This is a genomic window from Clostridium saccharoperbutylacetonicum N1-4(HMT), from assembly GCF_000340885.1.
In the GTDB taxonomy this organism is placed as follows: domain Bacteria; phylum Bacillota; class Clostridia; order Clostridiales; family Clostridiaceae; genus Clostridium; species Clostridium saccharoperbutylacetonicum.
In genome coordinates this window covers 6,143,901-6,167,307 of sequence record NC_020291.1, presented here as the reverse complement: position 1 = coordinate 6,167,307, position 23,407 = coordinate 6,143,901, and the positions used below count along the sequence as shown (strand labels likewise).

Sequence of the window (23,407 nt, the reverse complement as noted above, 5' to 3'; positions counted from 1 at the left end):
TGTATGAATTATTATACATAATGCAAATAAATATAGATAAATTTTGAGGAGTTTTGGCATGGAACATTATGGAAAGTATAAGGATTTGTTTGAGGAAATATACGAAGAATCGCAAATTCAATTAAATGCAAAAATGAGTGAGCATATATATTTTAAGGTTGGTGGGCCAGTAGATATACTTTTAATCCCAACAAATATTCAACAAATAAGAGATAGTATTACAATTTGTAAAGAAAATAAAATTCCTTTTTATGTTATTGGAAATGGATCTAACCTTTTGGTTAGGGATGGCGGAATTAGAGGCGTAGTTATAAAATTATGTGAGTTAAATAAAATAGAATGTATTGATAATAAAGTTATTGCTGAATGTGGTGCATTGCTTAAGGATGTATCTGAGAAAGCCACAGAAAACTCTTTATCAGGATTTCAATTTGCATGTGGAATTCCAGGAAGTATAGGTGGAGCTGTATTTATGAATGCAGGAGCGTATGATGGAGAAATATCATTTGTTATTGAAAGTGCTGAAGTATTAGATGATAATCAAGAGTTAAAAATATTATCTAAGGAAGAATTGAATTTAGGATATAGAAAGTCTGTAGTTATGGAAAAGGGATATGTTGTATTAAAAGCAACTTTTGCATTAGTTCCAGGACAAAAGGCTGTAATTCAAGCTAGAGTTGACGAATTGACTACAAGAAGAGTAGAAAGACAACCGCTAGAATATCCATCAGCAGGAAGTACCTTTAAGAGACCAGAAGGACATTTTGCAGGTAAATTGATTCAAGATGCTGGATTAAAAGGATTTACTATAGGTGGGGCATGTGTTTCAGAAAAACATGCAGGATTTGTTATCAACAAAGGTAATGGAACTGCCAAAGATGTATTAGCTGTAATATATCATGTTAAGGACGAAGTAAAAAGGCAGTTTGGTGTGGATCTATATCCAGAAGTTAGAATTTTAGGAGAAGATTAAAATATAAGGCATATTGTGAGGTAACTTACAGATTTTATTAAATTAATGCACAATGCATAATGTATTGTGCATTAGTTTTTATATTTCAAAATTATTACATTGGTGTTGAGAGGATAAATTGAAATAGTATATATTCAATTGTCTATTGAACATTTTTAGGGATAGTATGATATAATTTTACTGTTAACATTGTACTAAGAATTAATGAATTATTTATCTTTGGCAAAGGGAGTGTGTAGTATGAGATTTGTTATAGTTACAGGATTATCAGGAGCAGGAAAGACACAAGCAACAAGAACTTTAGAAGACTTGGGGTATTTTTGTGTAGATAACCTTCCACCAAAGTTAATCTCAAAATTTGCAGAAGTATGTACTCAAAGTGGAGGAAATATTGAAAAAGTAGCATTAGTTATAGATATTAGAGGCGGAGTATTCTTTGATGATTTTTTTGAAGCATTAAGTTATTTAAAAACAAACGAATTTAAGTATGAGATTTTATTTTTAGAGGCAACAGATGAAGTTCTTATAAAGAGATTTAAAGAAACAAGAAGAAGTCATCCTTTATCGCCTGAGGGAAGAGTTTTAACAGGAATTACGCAAGAAAGAGAAAAATTAAGAGAAGTTAAAAATGTAGCAGATAATATTATTGATACATCTAAATATGAGATAAAGGATCTAAGGGATAAAATTAATAAGACATATGGTGATAATATTTATCCTGAAAAGCAATTGTCAATTACAGTATTAAGCTTTGGCTTTAAGTATGGAATACCAGTGGATTCAGATTTGGTTTTTGATGTTAGATTTATACCTAATCCATTTTATATACCAGAGTTAAAGCAATATTCAGGTAATGATGAACCTGTTAAAGAATATGTGCTAAGACAGGATGAAACGGTCAATTTTATAGAAAAATTAATGGATATGCTAAAATATCTAATTCCTAATTATATTAAAGAAGGAAAGCGACAGCTGATAATATCAATTGGATGTACAGGCGGAAGACATCGCTCAGTAGCAATTGCAAATGAAGTTTATGAAAGACTAAACAAAGAAAGTTACAATTCTAAAATTGAACATAGAGATGTATCTGAAGATCTTCATAAAGGGGAAAAGAAATTATGAGGATATTAGATTGGCTTAAAGTAGGAATTAGAGTAAAAAGGTGGCTGGCATTTGGACTCTTTGGAATATTGCTTATAGCATATGGTTTTACAGAACTAGTTTACCATAGAATGTATGATATATATTATATAGTTTTTTACGTATTTTTAAATGTTACAGGAATATTTGTATTATATGTTTCTATTACAGAAATGATGAAATCTATAATAGCATTAATTAACAGGGGATATATAAAGGTCTCTTTAGATAGCAGAAAAATGGAAAGCTTAATATATGAAAAGAGATTGTTAGTTAAAGGACCTAAAATCGTTGTAATAGGTGGTGGAACTGGCTTATCAACAATGCTTAGAGGTTTAAAATATTATACATCAAATATTACAGCAATAGTAACAGTTGGTGATGATGGCGGTGGCTCAGGAGCTTTGAGAGAAGATTTAGGTATGTTGCCACCAGGAGATATAAGAAACTGTATATTAGCATTGGCAGATACCGAACCAATAATGGAAGACTTACTTCAATATAGATTTTCAGATGGAAGATTAAAAAATCAAAGCTTCGGAAATTTATTCTTAGCTGCAATGGCTGGAATTTCTGATAATTTCGAAGAGGCAGTTCAAAAAATGAGTTCAGTACTTGCTGTAACAGGGAAAGTTATACCTGTTACTTTAGATAATATGCAATTAATAGCAAAACTTCAAAATGGTAATATTGTAGAAGGAGAATCCCAGATTCCGGAAGAAGCAATAAAACAGAATTCTAGAATAGAGGAATTTAAAATAGTACCAGAAAGTGCAAGAGCATTGCCAGAAGCATTACAAGCAATAAAAGAGGCGGATGCTATAGTTATGGGACCAGGAAGTTTATATACTAGTATTACCTCTAATTTACTTGTTAAAGATATAGCTAAGGAAGTTAAAAAAAGTGATGCAGTTAAAATTTATATTTCGAATATAATGACTCAACCAGGTGAAACTACAGGCTTTAAGGTATCTGACCATTTAAAAGTTCTTCTAAAATATGGAGGAAAAGATATTGTTGATTATGTAATTGCCAATACAGGTGAAATTACTGAGGAATTAAGAGAAAAATATCAAAAAGATGGTGCAGATCTTGTGAAACTAGACAGAGAAGACATAAATAGCCTGGGCATAAAAATAGTTGGTGAGGATTTAGTAAAAATTAAGAATGGTTTAGTAAAACATGATGCAGATAAATTGGCAGAAATATTAGCAGATACAATTATGGAAAAGAAGTTGTTGTATGATAAAAAGAAGATCATTGAATACATGTATTTATCACAACGAATCAAGGAAAGAGTAAGAGAAGAAAAAGGAAAAGAAAATGATTAAAGGTTGCATTTAAATTAACAACGAATTAAAATACCCATAATTGATAATTGATAATTGATAATTGATAATTGATAATTGATAATTGATAATTGATAATTGATAATTGATAATTGATAATTGATAATTGATAATTGATAATTGATAATTGATAATTGATAATTGATAATTGATAATTTGTATAGATAAGGAAGGAAATAAAATGTCATTTTCATCTAAAGTTAAAGGAGAAATATGCAGATATATAGATATTTCAAGGGAAGAAGCATTGGCAGAAATATCAGCTATAATGAAAGTAAGTGGTACATTAGCTTTTAGTGGAAGTGGACTTAGCTTTAAAATGACCACAGAAAATCCAGCAAGTGCAAGATTAATATTTACACTTTTAAAGGACCACTGTGATATTCATTCAAAATTAATGGTTAAAAAAAGTAATTCTTTAAAAAAGAATAATATCTACATGGTTGTAATATCAGAAGAAATGGGCGTTAGAGGTCTGCTAAATGAAACTGGTATACTTAAAGAAATTGATGGTATAATGAGTTTAGATTACAGAATAGAAGATAATGTTTTTAAGGAAGAAAGTGCTAAAAAGGCATATATAAGAGGCGCTTTTATTGGTGGAGGAAGTATTAGTAATCCAGAAAAAACCTATCACTTGGAATTTGTAACTCATAGTGAGGAATACGCAAAAGATTTATCTAATCTTATTAATACATTTAAGTTGAACTCTAAAGTGATACAAAGAAAAAACAGTTTTATAGTGTATATTAAGGAAGGTGAGCAAATTGTAGATTTGCTTAATATAATTGGAGCTCATTCATCTTTGTTGGAAATTGAAAATATAAGGATAATGAAGGAAATGAGGAATAATGTAAATAGACTTGTTAATTGTGAAACAGCTAATCTTTCAAAAACTGTAAATGCAGCAGTAAGACAAGTTGAAAGCATAAAATTAATTCAATCACAGATTGGACTTCAAAGACTTCCAGAGAACCTAAGAGAAATTGCAGAATTAAGATTAAATTATCCAGATGAATCTTTAAAGGAATTAGGAGAAATGCTTGATCCTCCAATAGGAAAATCAGGTATTAATCATAGATTAAGAAAAATTGAGAAAATAGCAGAAGAATTAAGAACAAACAACTAGGCAGTGCACAGTTTAGAATTTACAGTTGGAGAATAAGCCAACTGCCAACTGTTTACTTCTAACTGTAAACTGTGCACTGTAAACTGATAACTGAAGGAGTGGTGTTATGTTTACGCATATTGTACTTTTTAAATTAAAGGAACCAACAACAGATAACTTGAAATTTGTAGAAAATACTTTATTATCTATGAATGGGGAAATTAAAGAATTAAAGAAATTAGAAGTTGGAGTAGACACCATTAGAAGTGACAGAAGTTATGATATAGGAATCATAACAAGATTTGATAATGAAGAAGATTATTTGGCTTATGATGTGAATGAGTTCCACGTTGAAAAAGTCAAAAAGGTTATAGGTCCTTATATGGAAGGAAGTAAAACTTTAGATTTTCAATTGTAAAGGATAACCAAAATTTCAATCAATAATGATTTGAATTGAGATTTTGGTTATTTGCGATTTTTGAGATAAAGTTATATAAAAAATAGTTTTAGATTGCTATAATTAAAAAGCAGACAATTTCAAATGACTTATGGATATAATTATCATAAGGAGAGGAGGAGTTACATGGAGAAGGAAAAGCAATTTTGTCATTTACATCTACATACAGAATATAGTTTGTTAGATGGTTCTGGCAAAATAAAAAAGCTTATGAAAGCTGCTAAAGAAAAAGGTATGGACAGCATAGCGATAACAGACCACGGGGTCATGTATGGACTTGTGGATTTTTTTAAGGCTGCTCAAGAAAATGATATAAAAGCAATTTTAGGGTGTGAAATATATGTAGTACCTAAATCAATGCATATTAAGCAGCCTGATAAAGAAAATTCAACTTATCATTTAGTTTTATTAGTAAAAAATGAAATTGGATATCAAAACTTAATGAAGATTGCATCAATAGCTTCGATTGAAGGGTTTTATTATAAGCCTAGAGTTGATTGTGATTATTTACGAGAGCACAGTGAAGGTTTAATTGCTTTAAGTGCGTGCTTAGGTGGAGAAGTTCAGTCAAATTTGCTTAAGGGAAATTATGAAAAGGCTAAAGAAGTCGCATTAAAATATAAAGATATCTTTAACGGAGATTTTTATCTAGAATTACAAGATCATGGTATGGAAGAGCAGAAGAAAGTTAATGAGGATAATATGAAATTATCTAAAGAAACTGGAATACCATTGATTGTTACAAATGATGTTCACTATATAAATAAAGAAGATTCAAAATCCCATGACGTATTAATGTGTATCCAAACAGCTAAAACCATAGATGATCCTAATAGGAGAAGATATCCGTCAGATCAGTTTTATTTGAAATCACCTGAGGAAATGTATGATATGTTTTCATATGTACCAGAGGCCTTAGAAAATACAATGAAAATTGCAGAACAGTGTAATTACGAGTATAAGTTTCATGAATCAAAGCTTCCAAAGTTTCCTTTAGAAGAGGGACAGGATCCTTATGAGTATTTAAAAGATACTTGCTATAAAGGTTTGATTGAAAGATATGATGTATTTGAAGAATTAAGAAATAAAGAGCTAAATTACACAGAAGTTAATAAAATTGTGGAAAACTCTGAAAAAGCTAAAGAATATGTGGATAGATTAGAATATGAACTTGGAGTAATCAAACAAATGGGATATATAGATTATTTCTTAATTGTTTGGGATTTCATTAAGTTTTCATATGATCATGGAATACCTACAGGTCCAGGAAGAGGATCAGCAGCTGGATCTATTGTTGCATTTACTTTAGGAATTACTAAGATAGATCCTATAAAGTACAGTTTGATCTTTGAACGTTTCCTAAATCCAGAAAGAGTATCCATGCCGGATATAGATAGTGACTTCTGCTACGAAAGACGTCAAGAAGTGATAGATTATGTTGTTGAGAAATATGGTGCAGATAATGTATCTCAAATAATAACTTTTGGTACTATGGCAGCTAGACTGTGTATAAGAGATGTTGGAAGAGCTATGAATTATAGCTATACAGAAGTGGATAAAATTGCGAAGATGATACCAACAATGCTTGGAATTACAATTGAGAAAGCCTTAGATTTGAATCCAGAATTAAAGGTTGCCTATGATAGTGATGAAAGAATAAAAACACTAATTGACGTTTCAATGGATTTAGAAGGCTTACCAAGGCATTCATCAACGCATGCTGCAGGGGTAGTTATAGCATCAAAACCATTGGTTGAATATGTACCACTTCAAAAAAATGATGAAATGATAGTAACACAATTTGGTATGAATACCTTGGAAGAGCTTGGACTTCTAAAAATGGATTTCCTTGGTCTTAGAACTTTAACTGTTATGAGTGATGCAATAAAGATGGTTAAAGAGAATAGAGGAGTCGATATTGATTTAGATAAAATTGATTTTGATGATAAAGAAGTCTATAAAATGATAGGTGAAGGAAACACAGCAGGGGTATTCCAATTAGAATCAGCGGGAATGACTTCCTTCATGAAGGAATTAAAGCCTGATAATTTGGAAGATATCATAGCTGGAATATCGTTATATAGACCAGGTCCAATGGCTGAGATACCAAGGTATATAGAGTGCAAGAAAAATCCAGATAAAGTTCAGTATGAAACACCTGAATTAGAGGGTGTGCTAAATGTTACCTATGGAGTTATGGTTTACCAGGAACAGGTAATGGAGATTGTTAGAAAGTTAGCTGGATATTCTATGGGACGTAGTGATATGGTTAGAAGAGCCATGTCCAAAAAGAAACACAAGGTCATGGAAGAAGAAAGAAAGAACTTCATTCATGGTATTCTTGAAGGGGACGAAGTTATCGTTCCAGGATGTATAAGAAATGGAATAAGTGAAGAAGTAGCAAATAAGATATTTGATAACATGATGGATTTTGCTTCATATGCTTTCAATAAATCCCATGCGGCTGCTTATGCAGTTGTAGGTTATCAAACAGCATATCTTATGAAATACTATCCAGTAGAGATGCTTGCTGCTATGCTTAATTCAATTATGGGAATTAATGAAAAAGTAGCTTATTATATTGGGATAGCAGAAGAATTAGGAATTCAAGTTTTGCCTCCTAATATAAATGAAAGTTTCTCAAGGTTTACAGTTAAAGATGATAAAATTAGATTTGGAATGGCTGCTATAAAAAATGTTGGTGGAAATGTTGTTGACAGTATAGTCAAAGCAAGAGAAGAAAAAGGTAAATTTGAGTCTTTAGTAGATTTTATAAACAAAATGGATCCATCAGCTATAAATAAACGTGCAGTTGAATGTTTAATAAAGGCTGGGGCATTAGATGATTTTAAGGTTTTTAGATCGAAAATGCTTGCAGTACATGAGAAGTTAATTGAAAATATATCTAGTGATAAAAGAAGAAATATTGATGGACAGATAAGTTTGTTTGGAACAGAAGAATTAAAAAATCCAGAAGTAAGTTATCCAAACATAAAAGAATTTAACAAGAAGAATCTATTGGCAATGGAAAAGGAAATGACTGGATTATATATTACTGGACATCCTTTGGATGATTACGCAAAAAGTTTAAAAATGCAGACTACAAATGAAATATCAAAGATTTTCTCGGTTCATGAAACTCTTGATGAAACCTTTGAAGAAAATTTAGATGAAATTTCTATGTTTAATAGGGAAGAAACGCTACAAGATAATGACAGGGTAATTCTAGGTGGAATACTAGCTGGAGTTAATCAAAAAGTAACAAGAAATAACTCTATAATGGCATTTTTAAAGCTAGAAGATTTAACTGGGACAATAGAAGTAATAGTTTTTCCTAAGACATTAGATAAAGTGAAAGAGTTATGTGTAACAGATAGCTTAGTAATAGTAAAAGGTAGATTAAGCTTAAAGGAAGATGAGCCACCTAAACTAATATGTGAAAGTATAGAACCTTTGGAACAGGTAAATACAGCTAAGGTATATTTAAGAGTTGACAATACTGAAGCAGCTAGAGATCTTAATAAAAGACTTAAGGATATATTGGCTAAAGAATATCTAGGTGACACACCTATTTATATATTTGAAAGTCAGCAAAAACAAAAATTTAGAGTTCCTAAGGATAGATGGGTATCATTAGATAGTGATGTTATAATAATGTTAAAAGAAACTTTAGGAGAAGAAAATGTAAAAATAATTGAGTTATAATTTGCAAATAGGTAAATGAAAAATATTACAAAAATTAATATTGCAAAAATGAGATCAAATTCTACTATTTTATCGATTATTGGGTATAATATAAGGTGATTGATACCTAATAAAAAGTAACACATATATAGTGAAATTTATGGGTAAGTTGGTTAACAATATAAATTTAATATTTAAAAGTTATTTATAATATAAAAAATTTGATATAATTTAGAAATTTATTTTGAATTATATCAGAAAATGGTTAAATATCATTGATAATTGTTTGAATTTTATGTACAATAATTCTTGGTTAATAAATTATGGTTATATTATGTACATAAGGGTCAAAAAGAGTCCCTTTCGGTATTTAAGGAGGAAATATATATTATGAAAAAAATAGCTGTGTTAACAAGTGGTGGAGATGCACCTGGTATGAATGCTGCAATTAGAGCTGTTGTAAGAACTGCCCTTCATAACGGTATAGAAGTTATGGGAGTTCAAAGAGGATATAGTGGACTAATTAATGGTGAATTATTTAGTATGGATAGAAATTCTGTATCTGATATAATTCAAAGAGGTGGAACAGTACTAAGAACTGCAAGATGTCCAGAATTTAAAAATGAAGAAGTTAGAAAAAAAGCTGCTAAAATATTGCAAGCATATGGTGTTGAAGCGTTGGTAGTTATCGGCGGAGATGGATCATTCATGGGTGCAAAATTATTATCAAAGCTTGGAATTAAAACAATAGGTTTACCAGGAACAATAGATAATGATTTAGCTTACACAGATTTTACTTTAGGGTTTGATACAGCTTTAAATACTGTAGTAGATGCTATAAATAAAATCAGAGACACTTCAACTTCTCATGAAAGAGTTTCTATTGTAGAAGTTATGGGGAGAGACTGTGGCGATTTATCTTTATATGCAGGTATTTGTGGTGGTGCAGAAGCAATCATAATTCCTGAGATAGATTTTGATAAGGATGCACTTTGCAGAACTATCTTAGAAGGAAAAAATAGAGGAAAAATGCATAATTTAGTAATCCTTGCAGAAGGAATTGGTGGAGCATTTGAACTTGCAAAAGAAGTTGAAGAAGTAACAGGAATAGAAACAAGAGCAACAATCTTAGGTCATATTCAAAGAGGAGGAAGTCCTACTGCTACTGATAGAGTCTTAGCTTCAAGAATGGGAGCAAGAGCTATAGAAGTATTATTAGAAGGAAAAACTTCAAGAGTAATTGGAATTAAAGATAATAAAATAATAGACCAAGATATAGATGAAGCTCTAGATATGGAAAGTAAATTTGATAAAGAGCTATATGATATAGCTCAAGTATTATCATAATAATTTGTTTATAGTTTATTAATATAAATTGTATAATTAATCCAAGAAAGAGGAGTGTTAGTTTAATGAGAAAAACTAAAATGATATGTACTATTGGTCCAGCAAGTGAAGATATGGAAATCTTAGAAAAAGTAGTTCTTGCAGGAATGAATGCTTCAAGACATAATTTTTCACATGGAGATCATGAAGAACACGGTGGGAGAATTGTAAAGGTTAAAGAATTATCAAAGAAGTTAAATAGAGAAATTGCAATAATTCTTGATACTAAAGGTCCAGAAATCAGAACTGGTAAATTCGAACCAAAGAAGCTTGAATTAACTAAAGGAACAGAATTTACAGTATATGCTGGAGATATGGATGTAATTGGTGATACAACTAAATGTGCAGTTACATATGCAGGATTAGCTAATGATGTTAAGCCTGGAAACACTATCTTAATAGATGACGGTTTAGTAGGATTAACTGTTAAATCTATCGAAGGAAACGCTATTAAGTGTGAAGTTCAAAACACTGGATTTGTTGGAACTCATAAAGGAGTTAACGTACCAGGAGTATCTATTAAGTTACCAGCACTTACTGAAAAAGATAAATCAGATTTAATCTTTGGATGTGAAGTTGGAGTTACTATGATAGCTGCTTCATTCATCAGAAAAGCGTCTGACGTAAAGACTATAAGAGAAATACTTGATGCAAATGGTGGAGAAAAAATCTTAATTTGTTCTAAGATCGAAAACCAAGAAGGTGTTGATAATATTGATGAAATATTAGAAGTTTCAGACCTTTTAATGGTTGCTAGAGGAGACATGGGAGTTGAAATTCCAATAGAACAAGTACCTGCTGTTCAAAAGATGATGATCAAGAAGTGTAAAGAAGCTGGAAAACCAGTTATCACTGCAACTCAAATGTTAGATTCTATGATGAGAAATCCAAGACCAACAAGAGCAGAAGTTTCAGACGTAGCTAATGCTATCTTAGATGGTACTGATGCAATAATGTTATCAGGAGAAAGTGCTAATGGAGATTATCCAGTAGAAGCTGTAACTACAATGGCAAGAATTGCTGAAGAAACTGAAAAATCTTTAGAATATAAAGTAGCCGTTTCTCAAGCTAAATCACACATTCCAGCTATCGCAGGAGTTATCTCAAGAGCAGCTAGTAATGCAGCTAATGAATTAGAAGCAACTGCAATAATAACTTCAACTCAAACTGGAGCTACTGCTAAGAGAATTTCTCAATGTAGACCAGAATGTCCAATTATAGCTATTACTCCAGATCCAATAGTTGCTAGACAATTAGCATTCTCATGGGGAGTATATGCAGTAGTTGCTAATAAGATGGAATCAACTGATGAAATGTTAGAAAAATCAGTTGAAATAGCTAAAAATAATGAATTTGTTAAAGCAGGAGAAACAGTTGTATTAGCAGCTGGAGTACCTGTAGATCAAACTGGTGCAACTAACTTATTAAAGATTGATGTTGTTAAATAATTTTAAACATAATTTTTAGTAATATATTGAGACCTTGATATACTATATCAAGGTCTCTTATTTATATAGAAAAATTATAGGATTTTGTAAGTAATTTAAAATTTCAGAACTTGAATAAAAAAGTTAACAAAAAATTAACAATTATACAAGTGAGATTTAATATATAATGTATATTATTGCTTTAAACAAGGAATAATAATTTAATAGTTATGGAATTAAATGGCAACTGATTCTGTATTGGCACCGAAAGGTGCTCTTTTTTTGTATAAGGAAATTTAAGGGTTAAAAAAATAACAATATTTAGAGAGGGTAGATTCCTTTAATGGTATTAAGGAATTTTGAAACTAATAGAGTTTAAAGAAAAATATTAAGGCGAGATTATTTTAAATATGATAAAATGTAGGAAATAATGATAAATATTAAATAAAAAGTTTAGTTATAAATGAAGGACGTGTGCATGTGGTAGAAAAAAATAAGGAATACATTGTGAAGATCATTTCTCAGGGCTATGAAGGTGAAGGCGTTGCAAAGATAGAAGGATATCCAATATTTGTCCCAGGAGCACTCAAGGATGAAACTGTAAAGATAGAGGTAATTAAAAAGAAGAAAAACTATGCTTATGGGAAGCTTGTTGAAGTAATAGAAGAATGTCGTATGAGAAAAATTCCGGAGTGTATTAATTATGATAAGTGCGGTGGATGTTCGTTGATGCATTCAGATTATGAAAGTCAGATTGACTTTAAATTTAATAGAGTAAAAGATTGTATTGAGAGAATAGGTGGCTTATCATCAGAAATAGTGAAAGTTCCTATTGGAATGAAAGTTCCGTATAGATATAGAAATAAAGGCATTTACTCTGTTGGATTGACTAATGGAGAACTATCAATAGGATTTCTTAGTGAAAAGAGCCATGAGATTCTTGATATAGAGACTTGTCATATTCAAAATGAAGACTCTGATAGAATTATAAAAATTATAAAGAATTGGATGCTAGAATATTCCATAGAACCAGCTAATAGGGATGGGATTTTTTACGAATCAGGTTTAATCAGAAATATAATGGTCAGAAGAGGTTTCAAGACTGATGAAATAATGGTTGTAATAGTAACTACAAATAAAAAAATTCCATATAAGCAGGAATTATTAGATTTGCTAAGCAATGAAAGTAAAAATTTAACCAGTATAATTCAAAACATAAATTCTAAGGATACCAATTTAGCTTTAGGAGATAAATGCATCACTTTATGGGGAAAAGATTTCATATCAGATTATATAGGAAAATATAAATTTAACATATCACCAGTTTCTTTTTTTCAAGTAAATCCAATTCAAACAGAAGTATTATATAATAAAGCTTTAGAATATGCTGAGTTAACTGGAACTGAAGTGGTTTTTGATGCTTATTGTGGTGCCGGAACAATATCATTATTTTTGTCTCAAAAAGCAAGAAAAGTTTATGGTGTTGAAATAGTTGAGCAAGCAATTGATAATGCAATAATAAATGCCAAAAATAATGGAATTACAAACTCTGTATTCTATGTGGGGAAATCAGAAGAAATAATACCTAAATTGATTGAAGATGGAATTAAACCAGATGTTATAGTTGTTGATCCACCAAGAAAGGGTTGCGATGTTAAATTATTAGATGCAATTGGAAAGGCTGAACCTAAAAGAGTAGTTTATGTATCTTGCGATCCAAGCACTTTGGCAAGGGATTTAAAGTACTTAGAGCAGTTAGAGTATGAGACAGTGGAAGTTCAGCCTGTCGATATGTTCCCAATGACGAAGCATATAGAAACAGTAGTTAAATTAATTAAGAAATAGCTCTATTTTACAGCGATTATAAGCTTAAGATTGGAAGCAATTCAACCTATTTGTCACCATAAATAAGTACACGGTGGCAAATGAAATGATATTATTAAACCTCATTATCCTGTTTTAGCATATTTTCAAATATATCCACAGTATTGTCGCTCATTTGCTTAGTAATATGTGAATATATATCCATAGTTGTGGACAGTCTAGAATGTCCTAGACGGTGTTGTATTGTATGTCCTTTGTATTTGCATTTGATTCTAAAAGCATTGGAACAAAATTTAGATAGACAGATAAATAGTATTAGTGATTATTGCAAGAAACATAATATTTCAATAGATGTTAATATAGATATAATAAAAGAACATATATCAGGAAAAGATTTTAAGAGAGAAAGACATCTTACATTAAAAGAGAAATTACTAAGATTAGGGGATACTTTGATAATTAAAGAGCTTGATAGGCTCGGAAGAAATATGGAAATGATAAAAGAGGAATGGCGTGATTTAGAAAAGACAGGTATAAATATAATAGTTATTGATACTGAAATTCTAAATACTGTTGGGAAATCAGATTTAGAGAAGAAATTAATATCAAATATAGTATTTGAACTTTTATCATATATGGCTGAAAAAGAAAGAGTAAAGATTAAACAAAGACAAGCTGAGGGAATTGCGGTAGCTAAGGCGAAAGGAAGAAAACTAGGTAGACCATGTGTTGAATATCCTGGTAACTGGAAAGAAACTTATGATAAGTGGAAAGCCAGAGAAATTACTGCAGTAAAAGCAATGGAGCTTACTCAATTAAAGAAAAATAGTTTTTATAATTTAGTGAAAAGATATAAAGATGAAAAAGAGCAATGTTAGAAAATATTAAAAATTATATAAATATTGAAAGCACTTATTTTTAGAGTAGGTGTTTTTATTATGTCTAATTTTAAAGGTGTACAGTCAACATTTCCGACAAAAACCAATCTAAGACAAAAATTAGATATAAATTAAGATTTTTACACGGATATGTTAGTTGTACTCGAATTTAGTATAAAAATTATGTATAAAATAAATCTATAAGTTTTGATACTAAGTAAAAACAGTAGTATAATATTTACATAATATGGAATTTTTAAAATTATATAGGAGGATGAAATATAATGAAATATTATATTAAAGGATATCAAGATAATTTTTGGAAGGTGTTAAATGAAAATGCGAGGGAAAATGAGAATAACATTTGTTTTAGTTTTTATGAATATTCTGGAGAAGAAAAACAAGTAATTACATTAACAAGAGCTAATTTAGTTGAAAAATCATTATCTATAGCATCTATGTTAAAAAGAAGAAAGGCACAAAAAGGAGACAAAGTAGTTATTTTTTCTACACAAACAGCTGATAATGTATTATCAGTTTTAGGATCAGTATTAGCAGGAACAATATTTACAATAATTCCACCACCAACGGATTCCAATAAGATGATGAGATTTTTATCAGTTGTGGAATCTTGTAATCCCAAATTTATATTATGTGGCGATTCGATTGAAGATGAGATTCATTCAGTTTTAGAAAAAGTAAAAAAGGATGAAAAATATAATTCATTATTGGAGAATTTACAAGTAATTAATGTAGAGAAGTGCACTGAAGATAAAGATTTCATACCAGAAGAAGTATCGCTAGATGATATTATATATATTCAATATTCTTCGGGGTCAACTAGTGAGCCAAAAGGGGTAATGGTATCTTATGGAAATATTGTGAGCCTTGTTAATTTAAGCAAGGAATCTATGCAAAATAAAAGGTTATTTGGTTGGGTTCCTTTCTTTCACAACCTAGGTCTTGTGTATTTAATATTTTCACCTATGTTAGATAAAGAACTTTCCGTAGGAATTATGTCACCAAATGCATTTCTTGAAAAACCTTTAAGATGGTTTGAAGGAATGAGTGATTTTAAAGCAGACGTTACCATTGCACCAAACTCAGTTTATGAATCTTATCCAAAGTTAGTGCCTTCTGTTAAACTAAAAGGTATTGACTTATCAAATGTAAAGACATTATTAAATGGTTCTGAGTTAGTTAACCATTCAACTATGAAACAGTTTGCTGATGCATATAAAGAATTCGGAATTACTGTGAATAAATTCATAGTAGGATATGGTCTGGCAGAAGCTACATGTGGAATAACAACAAATACTTATTATTCAGAGGATGAGAGAATAGAAATTGATTTCGACGAGTATCAAGCTGGAAAATGGGTTTTAGCCAGTGAAAATACTGGAAATAAAATTCAATTTTTAAGTAATGGAGAAGCTATTAATCATATAGTCATAAAGGTTGTAAATCCAACCACTCTTGAAGAATGTGCCGAAGATGAGTTCGGAGAATTATGGGCACAAGGACCTTCTATAGCCCAAGGTTATTATAAAAACGAAATTGCGACAAATGAAACCTTTAATGCAAAATTAAAGGGGTATAATGGAAATTTCCTTCGTACAGGAGATTTAGGTATTATAAAAAATAAAAAAATATACGTTACAGGACGTATAAAAGAACTTATCATTATTAATGGAGTAAATATATTACCAAATGATATTGCAATAAAATTAAAGGAAGAAATATCTGAATTAAAAGATTCAGATATTATTGCATTTCCCGTAATAAATGAATACAAGGAAAGATTAATTATTATTCCTGAAATACCAGAAAAGATAGTAAAGGTGGGGAATTTAAATGAAGTAGCTGGTAGAATAAGTTCCTGTGTATCAAAATATTTTCAAGTATCACCGTATCATGTTGGATTTATAAGAGAGGGGACACTTCCAAGGTCTGATAATGGAAAAATATCAATAATGAAATCTGCTAGTTTATATAAAGAAGAAAAATTGAATTTAATAAATTTAAGTGAAGAAGATAATTCTCTAAAAAGCAGTGAACCTATAGAATATAGTACAGAAACAGAAAAGACATTAGGTGATATTATTGATAAGGAATTTTCACATAAAACTAGAAGTAATGATAATTTACTAAATTTAGGAATGGATTCCTTAGAAGTACTAGGTCTTACAGCCAATATAGAAGATATATTTTCTATAAATGTTCCAATATCATTTATATACGATAATCCTACAATAGAAAAAATAGGAGAATATATTGATAAAACTCTAAGTGGAGAAGACGTAAGTATATTGGAGAAGGATAAAAGCTATTTATATGATGAAGTTAAGTTAGATGAAAGCATTTATGCTAAAGAGTATGAAACTGAAAATCCTCCCATGAAAAATATTTTTATAACTGGAACTACTGGATTTGTTGGCGCATATTTGATTAACACATTAATAGCTGAAACTAAAGCAAAACTTTATTGCCATGTAAGAGCGAAGGATGACGAAGACGGTTTTAGAAGATTAAAAGAAAATATGGAATATTATAAATTGTGGAAAGATGAATATAAGGAAAATATTATTCCAGTGATAGGCTCTCTTGATAAATCATTATTAGGAATAGAAGAAGAAAAGTACAAGCAGCTTACTGAAGTTGTAGATACTGTATATCATAATGGGGCAATACTTAATTTTGTATACCCATATGAGAGATTAAAAGATACTAATGTATCAGGAACAGTGAGAACTATTGAATTTGCTTGTGAAGGAAAACAAAAGTACTATAACTATATATCTTCATATAGCGTTTTTGATAATCCAAGTTATTTTGATAAAACAGTATCAGAAGATGACCCACTTTCAAGTTGCACAGGATACTATTTATCATATAGTGAAAGTAAATGGGTATCAGAAAATATAATTCATATTGCAAGAGAAAGGGGATTAAGAGCAGCAATATATCGTCCAGGAGAAATAACTGGAGATAATAAAACTGGTATATGGAAGTATAGTGATTCAGTTAGTAGAACAATTAAATCTATGATTCAAACAAAGACATATCCAGATATAAATATGAAAATACACATGACTCAGGTAGATTATATAGCTGAAGCTATAATATATATCTCAAAACAAGGCAAATCATATGGAAAAGCATATAACTTATTAAATAGTGTTCATATATCTGTTCGTGAATTAGGACGATTAGTTAATGAGTGTGGATATGAAACTAAAGATATCGATTATGCTACTTGGAAAGAAAATCTATATAAATCAGGTAGTGAACATCCTTTGAAATTATTAGAATCTCTATTCCAAATAGTCAAAAGTAATGCATGCGAAAACTTTGAAATTAGAACTGGTGAAATGGCTCCAATTCTAGAAACCAAAAATACTGATAATGCTTTGAGAGGAACAAATATTAAATGTGAACCTATGAATGCTGAGCTGATAAGTAAATATTTAAAGAACTTTGTTTGAATATAAATTGAGTAGGAGGTAGACAATTATTTTATCTACTGACCTCTCCCATCAAATGTAATCATCTTAAGAAATTTATGGGGTGCATCCGACAAATCCCCCATGAATATAAAACCATAAACCCTTATTTGGGGTATTATAATAAAAGTCTTAGAAATAGGGCTTATTTTTATTCATATGAGTAGTCACGGAAACTAATGTATAAAAGCAAATTTTTATGCAATCCGTTGGAAACCTATAGATTTTATCATTGGTGGTTGTTTTTATATAAAAATAAGCACAGCAAACAAACCTACGAAATGTAAGTTTAAAAAATAATATTTAATTGCTAAACTGTTATTTTAATAAATTATAAGGACACATATGAGAAAGCACAGGAGATTTAATCGACGTAACGTGAACCGTACTAAGGTAGACGCTCACGGTCGCAGGGAGGCTTATAATAAAAAGTACACATTTAGCTGTATGCTAAAATGTGGTTTCTGTGGCAGTAACCTTTCTCGCCGTAATTGGCACAGCTGAACACCTCATCAAAAGAGAGTAACTGGCAATGTTGTTGTAGGTACTAAAAAAGGTAAGAAATACTGTCCTGAAAGCAAAGGTATTGATGAAGCTATCATTGAAGGTGCATTTGTACAGAGCTATCGACTTATGTGTGGGGATAACAAAGAGCTTTTTTTGTTTTCCCAGAATGCTGAGCACTTTTTTTTATATTTCTAAAGCATCCTGGAGAATCACGTAGTCCTTACGTAGCCTTGCATTTTCTTTTGCTTTATCACTTTGATAATTACCAGATTTTCTTGTCGGAACCTCTCCATTATTGTTTTTAGATTTTTTGATCCAATCAAATAGTACAGTTCTATTTGCTCCTAGATTCTTTTGAACATACTTTTATACCAAAGTCTTTAAGTTCTTCATAATACCTTACTGCATATTATTTAAATTCTTTTGTGAACTGTCTACTCATGTTAAAAAACTCTTTCTTTAATATAAACTAAATTTCAGATTTTTTCACTTTCAACTTGTACTATTTATACTAGCATCATGTATTTGCCGAAAGTATACTTCTTGCTAGGGCACTTAATATAGATAAATTACATAGTAAAATTAAAACGGACTGTACTGGTAAGCATTTATTTGAATTAAAGAAAACAGCATAAATATATTTTTTAAAAAGTCTTATAGCGAAGCTTATTAAAGTACTCTTATTTTTAAAGAAATTTAAATTGGTAAAATAATCCGTTTAGAAAATATTTTATACAAGCTTAAAAAGGAGCCATCGCTAACAGATTTTAATCCGCTAATGCGACAACTCTATACAACATAGCAAATATTTGATTTACACAAGTTATTCTATATTTTCATATATGTGATATTTTATAACATTCTGATAAAGTAGTTTATATGCTTAATGAGTTTTTTGAATTAAAATTTGTATCATTTCTATTAATATTATTAATAGAAGATGGCAGGCTTTTATTTAATTTTTCAATACTTTGTTCACCCCATAACCTATAATAATAGCCTCTTTTTTTCAATAACTCTTTATGAGTGCCTTCTTCTACTATTTCGCCACTATCAATAACATATATTTTGTCACATTTCATAATCGTACTCAATCTATGAGCAATTATTATCGAGGTTACATTTCCCGAGCATTCTTCCAATGTCTTTTGTATTGCTTTTTCAGTTATAGAATCTAAGTTAGATGTTGCTTCATCCATTATTAATACATCTGGATTTTTTAATAAAGCCCTAGCTATTGATAATCTTTGTCTTTGTCCTCCTGAAAGATTACTTCCCCGTTCTACTAAAGGAGTTTCATACTTTAATGGTAATCTATTTATATAATCATGTATTTCTACATTTTTACAAATAGATATTATATCTTCATCAGTTAAATTTTTTCTTGCAAATTGTAAATTTTCTTTTATTGTCCCTGAAAATAAAAATGACTCTTGAGATACGTAACTAATCTTATCTCTTAACACTTCCTTATTTATATCTTTTATATTATAACCATTTAATATAATTTCACCTTTTTCTATTTTATAAAATCCCATTAAGAGTTTTGCAATTGTAGTCTTGCCAGATCCGCTTTCTCCAACTAAAGCTATTTTCTCTCCTGGTTTTATACTTATATTTATATTTTTTAAAACTAATTCCCTTAATCCATATCTGAAATTAATATCTTTTAAAACTATATCTCCCGATAATGATTTAGGATTTATTTTTTTAGCTTCATCTTGTGACTTTTCTAACTCTAAATCCAATATATCACCCAATCTATCACTTGCAACTACTGCACTTTGTAATTGTGGCTGTAAATTTATCAACCTTTCTATTGGTCCAATGTAGTATACAAGTAATGCATTAAAGCTTATTAATTCGCCTATTGTTATTTGCCTATTTAAAACAAAAATACCTCCAATCCACAAAATACATACACCAAAAATTCCTTTAACAGCATTCATCAATGTATCTTGAAGATTATATATGTAAGCATGCTTAAATAAACTTTTTATAAATTTCATAAATTTGGCTTCTGTCTCTATCTTTACTTTTTTTTCGCCATTAAAGGCTTTTACTGTTTCTATCCCTTCTATCGATTCAACTAAATAAGATGTTAATGCTGCATCATCTTCCATAACATTTCTATTTACCTTTTCTAAGTTATTTTTAAATCCAAATACTAAAATTAAATATAAACATATTGGTACTGAGCAAATAAAAAATAACTTTGAACTTTGAATATATAAAATAATACCTCCTACAATTGCCATCAAAACATCAATCATTAAAGTTAATGTTGCTGATGAAATTGCATCTCTTATTTTACATCCATCATTAAATCTAGAAATAATCTCCCCAACTTTTCTTGTGCTAAAAAATTTCATAGGTAAATTAATTACATGATTATAATAGCCTAGCAATAATGGAATATCTATATTTTGTGCCATGTGTATAAGTAGTATCCTTCTAAAAAATTCAGTTAAAATCTTAAAGATAGCAAGCACAAGCATTGCCATAGATATTGATAATAGTTTCTGACTTAAGTTGTTAGGTAGTATATCATCTATTAAAAATTGGAAATAAAATGATCCACCTATTCCAAAGAGAGTTATTATTATGGATGATATAAATATTTCTGCTAATAGGATTTTTTGAATTTTAATTAGTCCCCAGAATCTTTCAAAAAGACCTTTAGTCTCATCCCCTTTTTTAAAATCAGCTGTTGGAACCATAAAAACTAATACGCCAGTCCATATGTCGAAAAATTCTTTTGGAGTGTATTTAACAATTCCTTTAGCTGGATCTGCAATCAAAATACTTTCCTTAGTAATTTTATGTATTACTACATAATGCAGCAATATACTATCGACAACTACATGTGCAATTAAAGGAGTTTTTAAATCATCAAATATTTCTTCGTTACTAGATACCTTTACTGCTTTAGCAGAAAAGCCTAAACTTTTAGCAGCTTCCATAATTCCATAAACAGATGTTCCTTCTGAATCTGTTCCAGAGATTTCTCTTAGTTTAGAAAGTGAAAGTTTCAATCCATATTTCATTGCAATAGTACCTATACAAGCTGGACCACAGTCTGTTATATCCTGTTGTTTAATACAACAATATTTTCTTCTTATAGTCATATTTACTCCTTATATTTAATATTTTATACTAATTGCTTTTAGATTTTATATATATAATACTACAAGATTTACATAATGTAGTAGAAGTTTATTAAGCTTAAAATAATATTAGAAAAAGCCGACTCATATGAGACAGCTTTTTCTAATATTGCTATAATTAAATATTAATATTAGTTATAGCTTGTAATAGAACTTACTTTATGACCTTGTGATCTAAGATCTAACCTTATGCTGTTTGCTTTATCTCTATTGTCATAGACATAAATATAACCTGTAGTTAAATCTGTAAATTGGTAATGTGTTCCACCACATATACTTTTTTGCTCTTCAATTTTTAGTTCTCTCATATTTTTTCCTCCATTCAATTTTTAATTATTTAAAATTAGTAATTACCTTTTATATTTTTAGATCAAATAGATATCAGTAATTATTTAGAAATATATATTTTTCATAAAAATGTATATTTATTATTTCTAAAATATTAAACGGTGATTAATAACTTTCAAGTAGATATTCTCATAATTATAAAAAATTTTAAATGCTTATTTCTTAAAACGTATAAAATTAAGTGTAAAAAGCCATAAAATCATTTTATATGTTAAATTTCTATTTTGTGCAATAAAATATACGATTTATAGCAAAAGTATTGATTTTTTGGTAATATTTGATTTTAATACATAAAATATGGCAGGATAATGATAATTAAATTTGAGGTTTACAAAATTAAACAAAAGTTTCTTTTAATTAGTGTAAAGTAAATGAGTTAGCTAACCAAAATATTTTAATAAAATTTGTTTATAAATTGAAAGGAAGTAGTATACAAATGTTAGAATGGAAACAAATAAATGGATCATGGTATTGTTATAAAGATGGAACTATTGTAAAAGGATGGATACAAGATGAAAATAAAAGATGGTATTATTTAAATCCTGCTAATGGAATGATGGCTACTGGATGGACTCAAATAGATTCTAGATGGTACTATTCATATACAGAGAAAACAGAAAAAGATGGTGATACACATTATGTAGGAGAAATGGCTAATGGATGGACTCAAATAGATTCTAGATGGTACTATTTATATACAGAGAAAACAGAAAAAGATGGTGATACACATTATGTAGGAGAAATGGCTAATGGATGGATTCAATTGGATTCTAGATGGTATTACTTATATACTAAGACAACAGAAAAAGATAGTGATACACATTATAGAGGAGAAATGGCTACTGGATGGACTCAAATAGATGCTAAATGGTATTACCTATATATTGAGACAAGAGAAAAAGATGGTAATACACATTATAGAGGAGAAATGGCTACTGGATGGATCCAATTGGATTCTATATGGTATTACTTATATACTGAGACAGCTGATTCTCATTATAAGGGAGAAATGGCTGTTAATACAACAATAGATGGTTGGATAATAGATTCAAGTGGTGTAGCAACTTTAAATTCTCAGCCAGGTAATATCACAGATACTGCAAGGTGTATCTATTCATTTTTTGTAAAAAAAGGATGGACTAGCAATTCTATTTGTGCAATGCTAGGAAATATGCAAGGAGAATCAGGGATTGTTGCAGATATGAATGAAGTAGGTGGAGGTGGAGGATATGGTTTAGTACAATGGACTCCTAAATCTATTATTACTAATTGGGCAAATCAAAATGGACTAGATTACCGAACTGTTGACACACAATGCAAAAGAATACAATGGGAACTTGAAAATGGTCAGCAATTTTTTGCAACTAGGGCTTACCCTATGAATTTTGGGCAATTTACTCAGAGTACAGCAGATCCTACTTATTTAGCAGAAGTATTTATAAATAATTATGAACGACCTTATAATCCCAACCAACCTCAAAGAGGTGTTTGGGCTGAAAATTGGTATAATACTCTTGCAGATTAAATAACTTTAATCTAATTGTGTAAATAAACTATAGTCGTCAGTAATAGTTGCTGTTATTACTGACGATATGTTTCGTAATAGTTTTTTTTGTTTAATGTAGAATATTTTTGCTCATTATGCATAAAATC

The 23,407-nt window shown here is 29.7% G+C and carries 14 protein-coding genes; 12 read left to right on the top strand and 2 right to left on the bottom strand.

What is annotated here, in order from left to right; all coding sequences use genetic code 11:
- Window positions 1–58: 58 nt before the first annotated feature.
- The 11 genes from murB to CSPA_RS26765 all read left to right on the top strand — a co-directional run bounded on the left by murB (window position 59) and on the right by CSPA_RS26765 (window position 17,714).
- Window positions 59–973: a UDP-N-acetylmuramate dehydrogenase gene (gene murB / locus CSPA_RS26815; RefSeq protein WP_015395564.1), complete on the top strand. Its 915-nt coding sequence runs from the start codon at window positions 59–61 to the stop codon at window positions 971–973.
- 240 nt (window positions 974–1,213) lie between these two features.
- Window positions 1,214–2,098: an RNase adapter RapZ gene (rapZ, locus tag CSPA_RS26810; protein ID WP_015395563.1), complete on the top strand. Its 885-nt coding sequence runs from the start codon at window positions 1,214–1,216 to the stop codon at window positions 2,096–2,098.
- Window positions 2,095–3,447, top strand: a complete 1,353-nt coding sequence (locus CSPA_RS26805) for a gluconeogenesis factor YvcK family protein (RefSeq protein WP_015395562.1) — start codon at window positions 2,095–2,097, stop codon at window positions 3,445–3,447. Before rapZ ends, CSPA_RS26805 begins: the two co-directional genes overlap by 4 nt.
- A 199-nt stretch (window positions 3,448–3,646) precedes the next feature.
- Complete coding sequence (whiA, locus tag CSPA_RS26800) at window positions 3,647–4,594, top strand: DNA-binding protein WhiA (protein ID WP_015395561.1); 948 nt, start codon at window positions 3,647–3,649, stop codon at window positions 4,592–4,594.
- Window positions 4,595–4,700: 106 nt separating this feature from the next.
- The gene (locus CSPA_RS26795; RefSeq protein ID WP_015395560.1) at window positions 4,701–4,991 is read left to right on the top strand and encodes a Dabb family protein; all 291 of its coding nucleotides are present in this window, start codon (window positions 4,701–4,703) and stop codon (window positions 4,989–4,991) included.
- A gap of 165 nt (window positions 4,992–5,156) precedes the next feature.
- Window positions 5,157–8,735, top strand: coding sequence for a DNA polymerase III subunit alpha (locus CSPA_RS26790; RefSeq protein ID WP_015395559.1), 3,579 nt, complete (start codon window positions 5,157–5,159; stop codon window positions 8,733–8,735).
- 369 nt (window positions 8,736–9,104) lie between these two features.
- Window positions 9,105–10,061 (top strand): 6-phosphofructokinase, encoded by a 957-nt coding sequence (gene pfkA, locus CSPA_RS26785; protein ID WP_015395558.1) that lies wholly within the window; start codon window positions 9,105–9,107, stop codon window positions 10,059–10,061.
- Window positions 10,062–10,126: 65 nt separating this feature from the next.
- Window positions 10,127–11,548: a pyruvate kinase gene (gene pyk / locus CSPA_RS26780; RefSeq protein WP_015395557.1), complete on the top strand. Its 1,422-nt coding sequence runs from the start codon at window positions 10,127–10,129 to the stop codon at window positions 11,546–11,548.
- 459 nt (window positions 11,549–12,007) lie between these two features.
- Entirely contained in the window at window positions 12,008–13,372 is a 1,365-nt protein-coding gene (rlmD, locus tag CSPA_RS26775; RefSeq protein WP_015395556.1) for a 23S rRNA (uracil(1939)-C(5))-methyltransferase RlmD, read from the top strand.
- A gap of 221 nt (window positions 13,373–13,593) precedes the next feature.
- Window positions 13,594–14,229 (top strand): recombinase family protein, encoded by a 636-nt coding sequence (locus CSPA_RS26770; RefSeq protein ID WP_390624465.1) that lies wholly within the window; start codon window positions 13,594–13,596, stop codon window positions 14,227–14,229.
- Window positions 14,230–14,513: 284 nt separating this feature from the next.
- Window positions 14,514–17,714, top strand: a complete 3,201-nt coding sequence (locus CSPA_RS26765; protein ID WP_015395554.1) for a non-ribosomal peptide synthetase — start codon at window positions 14,514–14,516, stop codon at window positions 17,712–17,714.
- 1,400 nt (window positions 17,715–19,114) lie between these two features.
- Here the strand turns inward: CSPA_RS26765 and CSPA_RS26760 are convergent.
- Window positions 19,115–21,367 (bottom strand): peptidase domain-containing ABC transporter, encoded by a 2,253-nt coding sequence (locus CSPA_RS26760; RefSeq protein WP_015395553.1) that lies wholly within the window; start codon window positions 21,365–21,367, stop codon window positions 19,115–19,117.
- Between the two features lie 170 nt (window positions 21,368–21,537).
- Window positions 21,538–21,714, bottom strand: a complete 177-nt coding sequence (locus CSPA_RS29880) for a hypothetical protein (protein ID WP_015395552.1) — start codon at window positions 21,712–21,714, stop codon at window positions 21,538–21,540.
- Window positions 21,715–22,190: 476 nt separating this feature from the next.
- Here CSPA_RS29880 and CSPA_RS26755 point away from each other — a divergent pair, with 476 nt between their 5' ends.
- Window positions 22,191–23,279, top strand: coding sequence for a phage tail tip lysozyme (locus tag CSPA_RS26755; RefSeq protein ID WP_015395551.1), 1,089 nt, complete (start codon window positions 22,191–22,193; stop codon window positions 23,277–23,279).
- The last annotated feature ends 128 nt before the right edge of the window (window positions 23,280–23,407 follow it).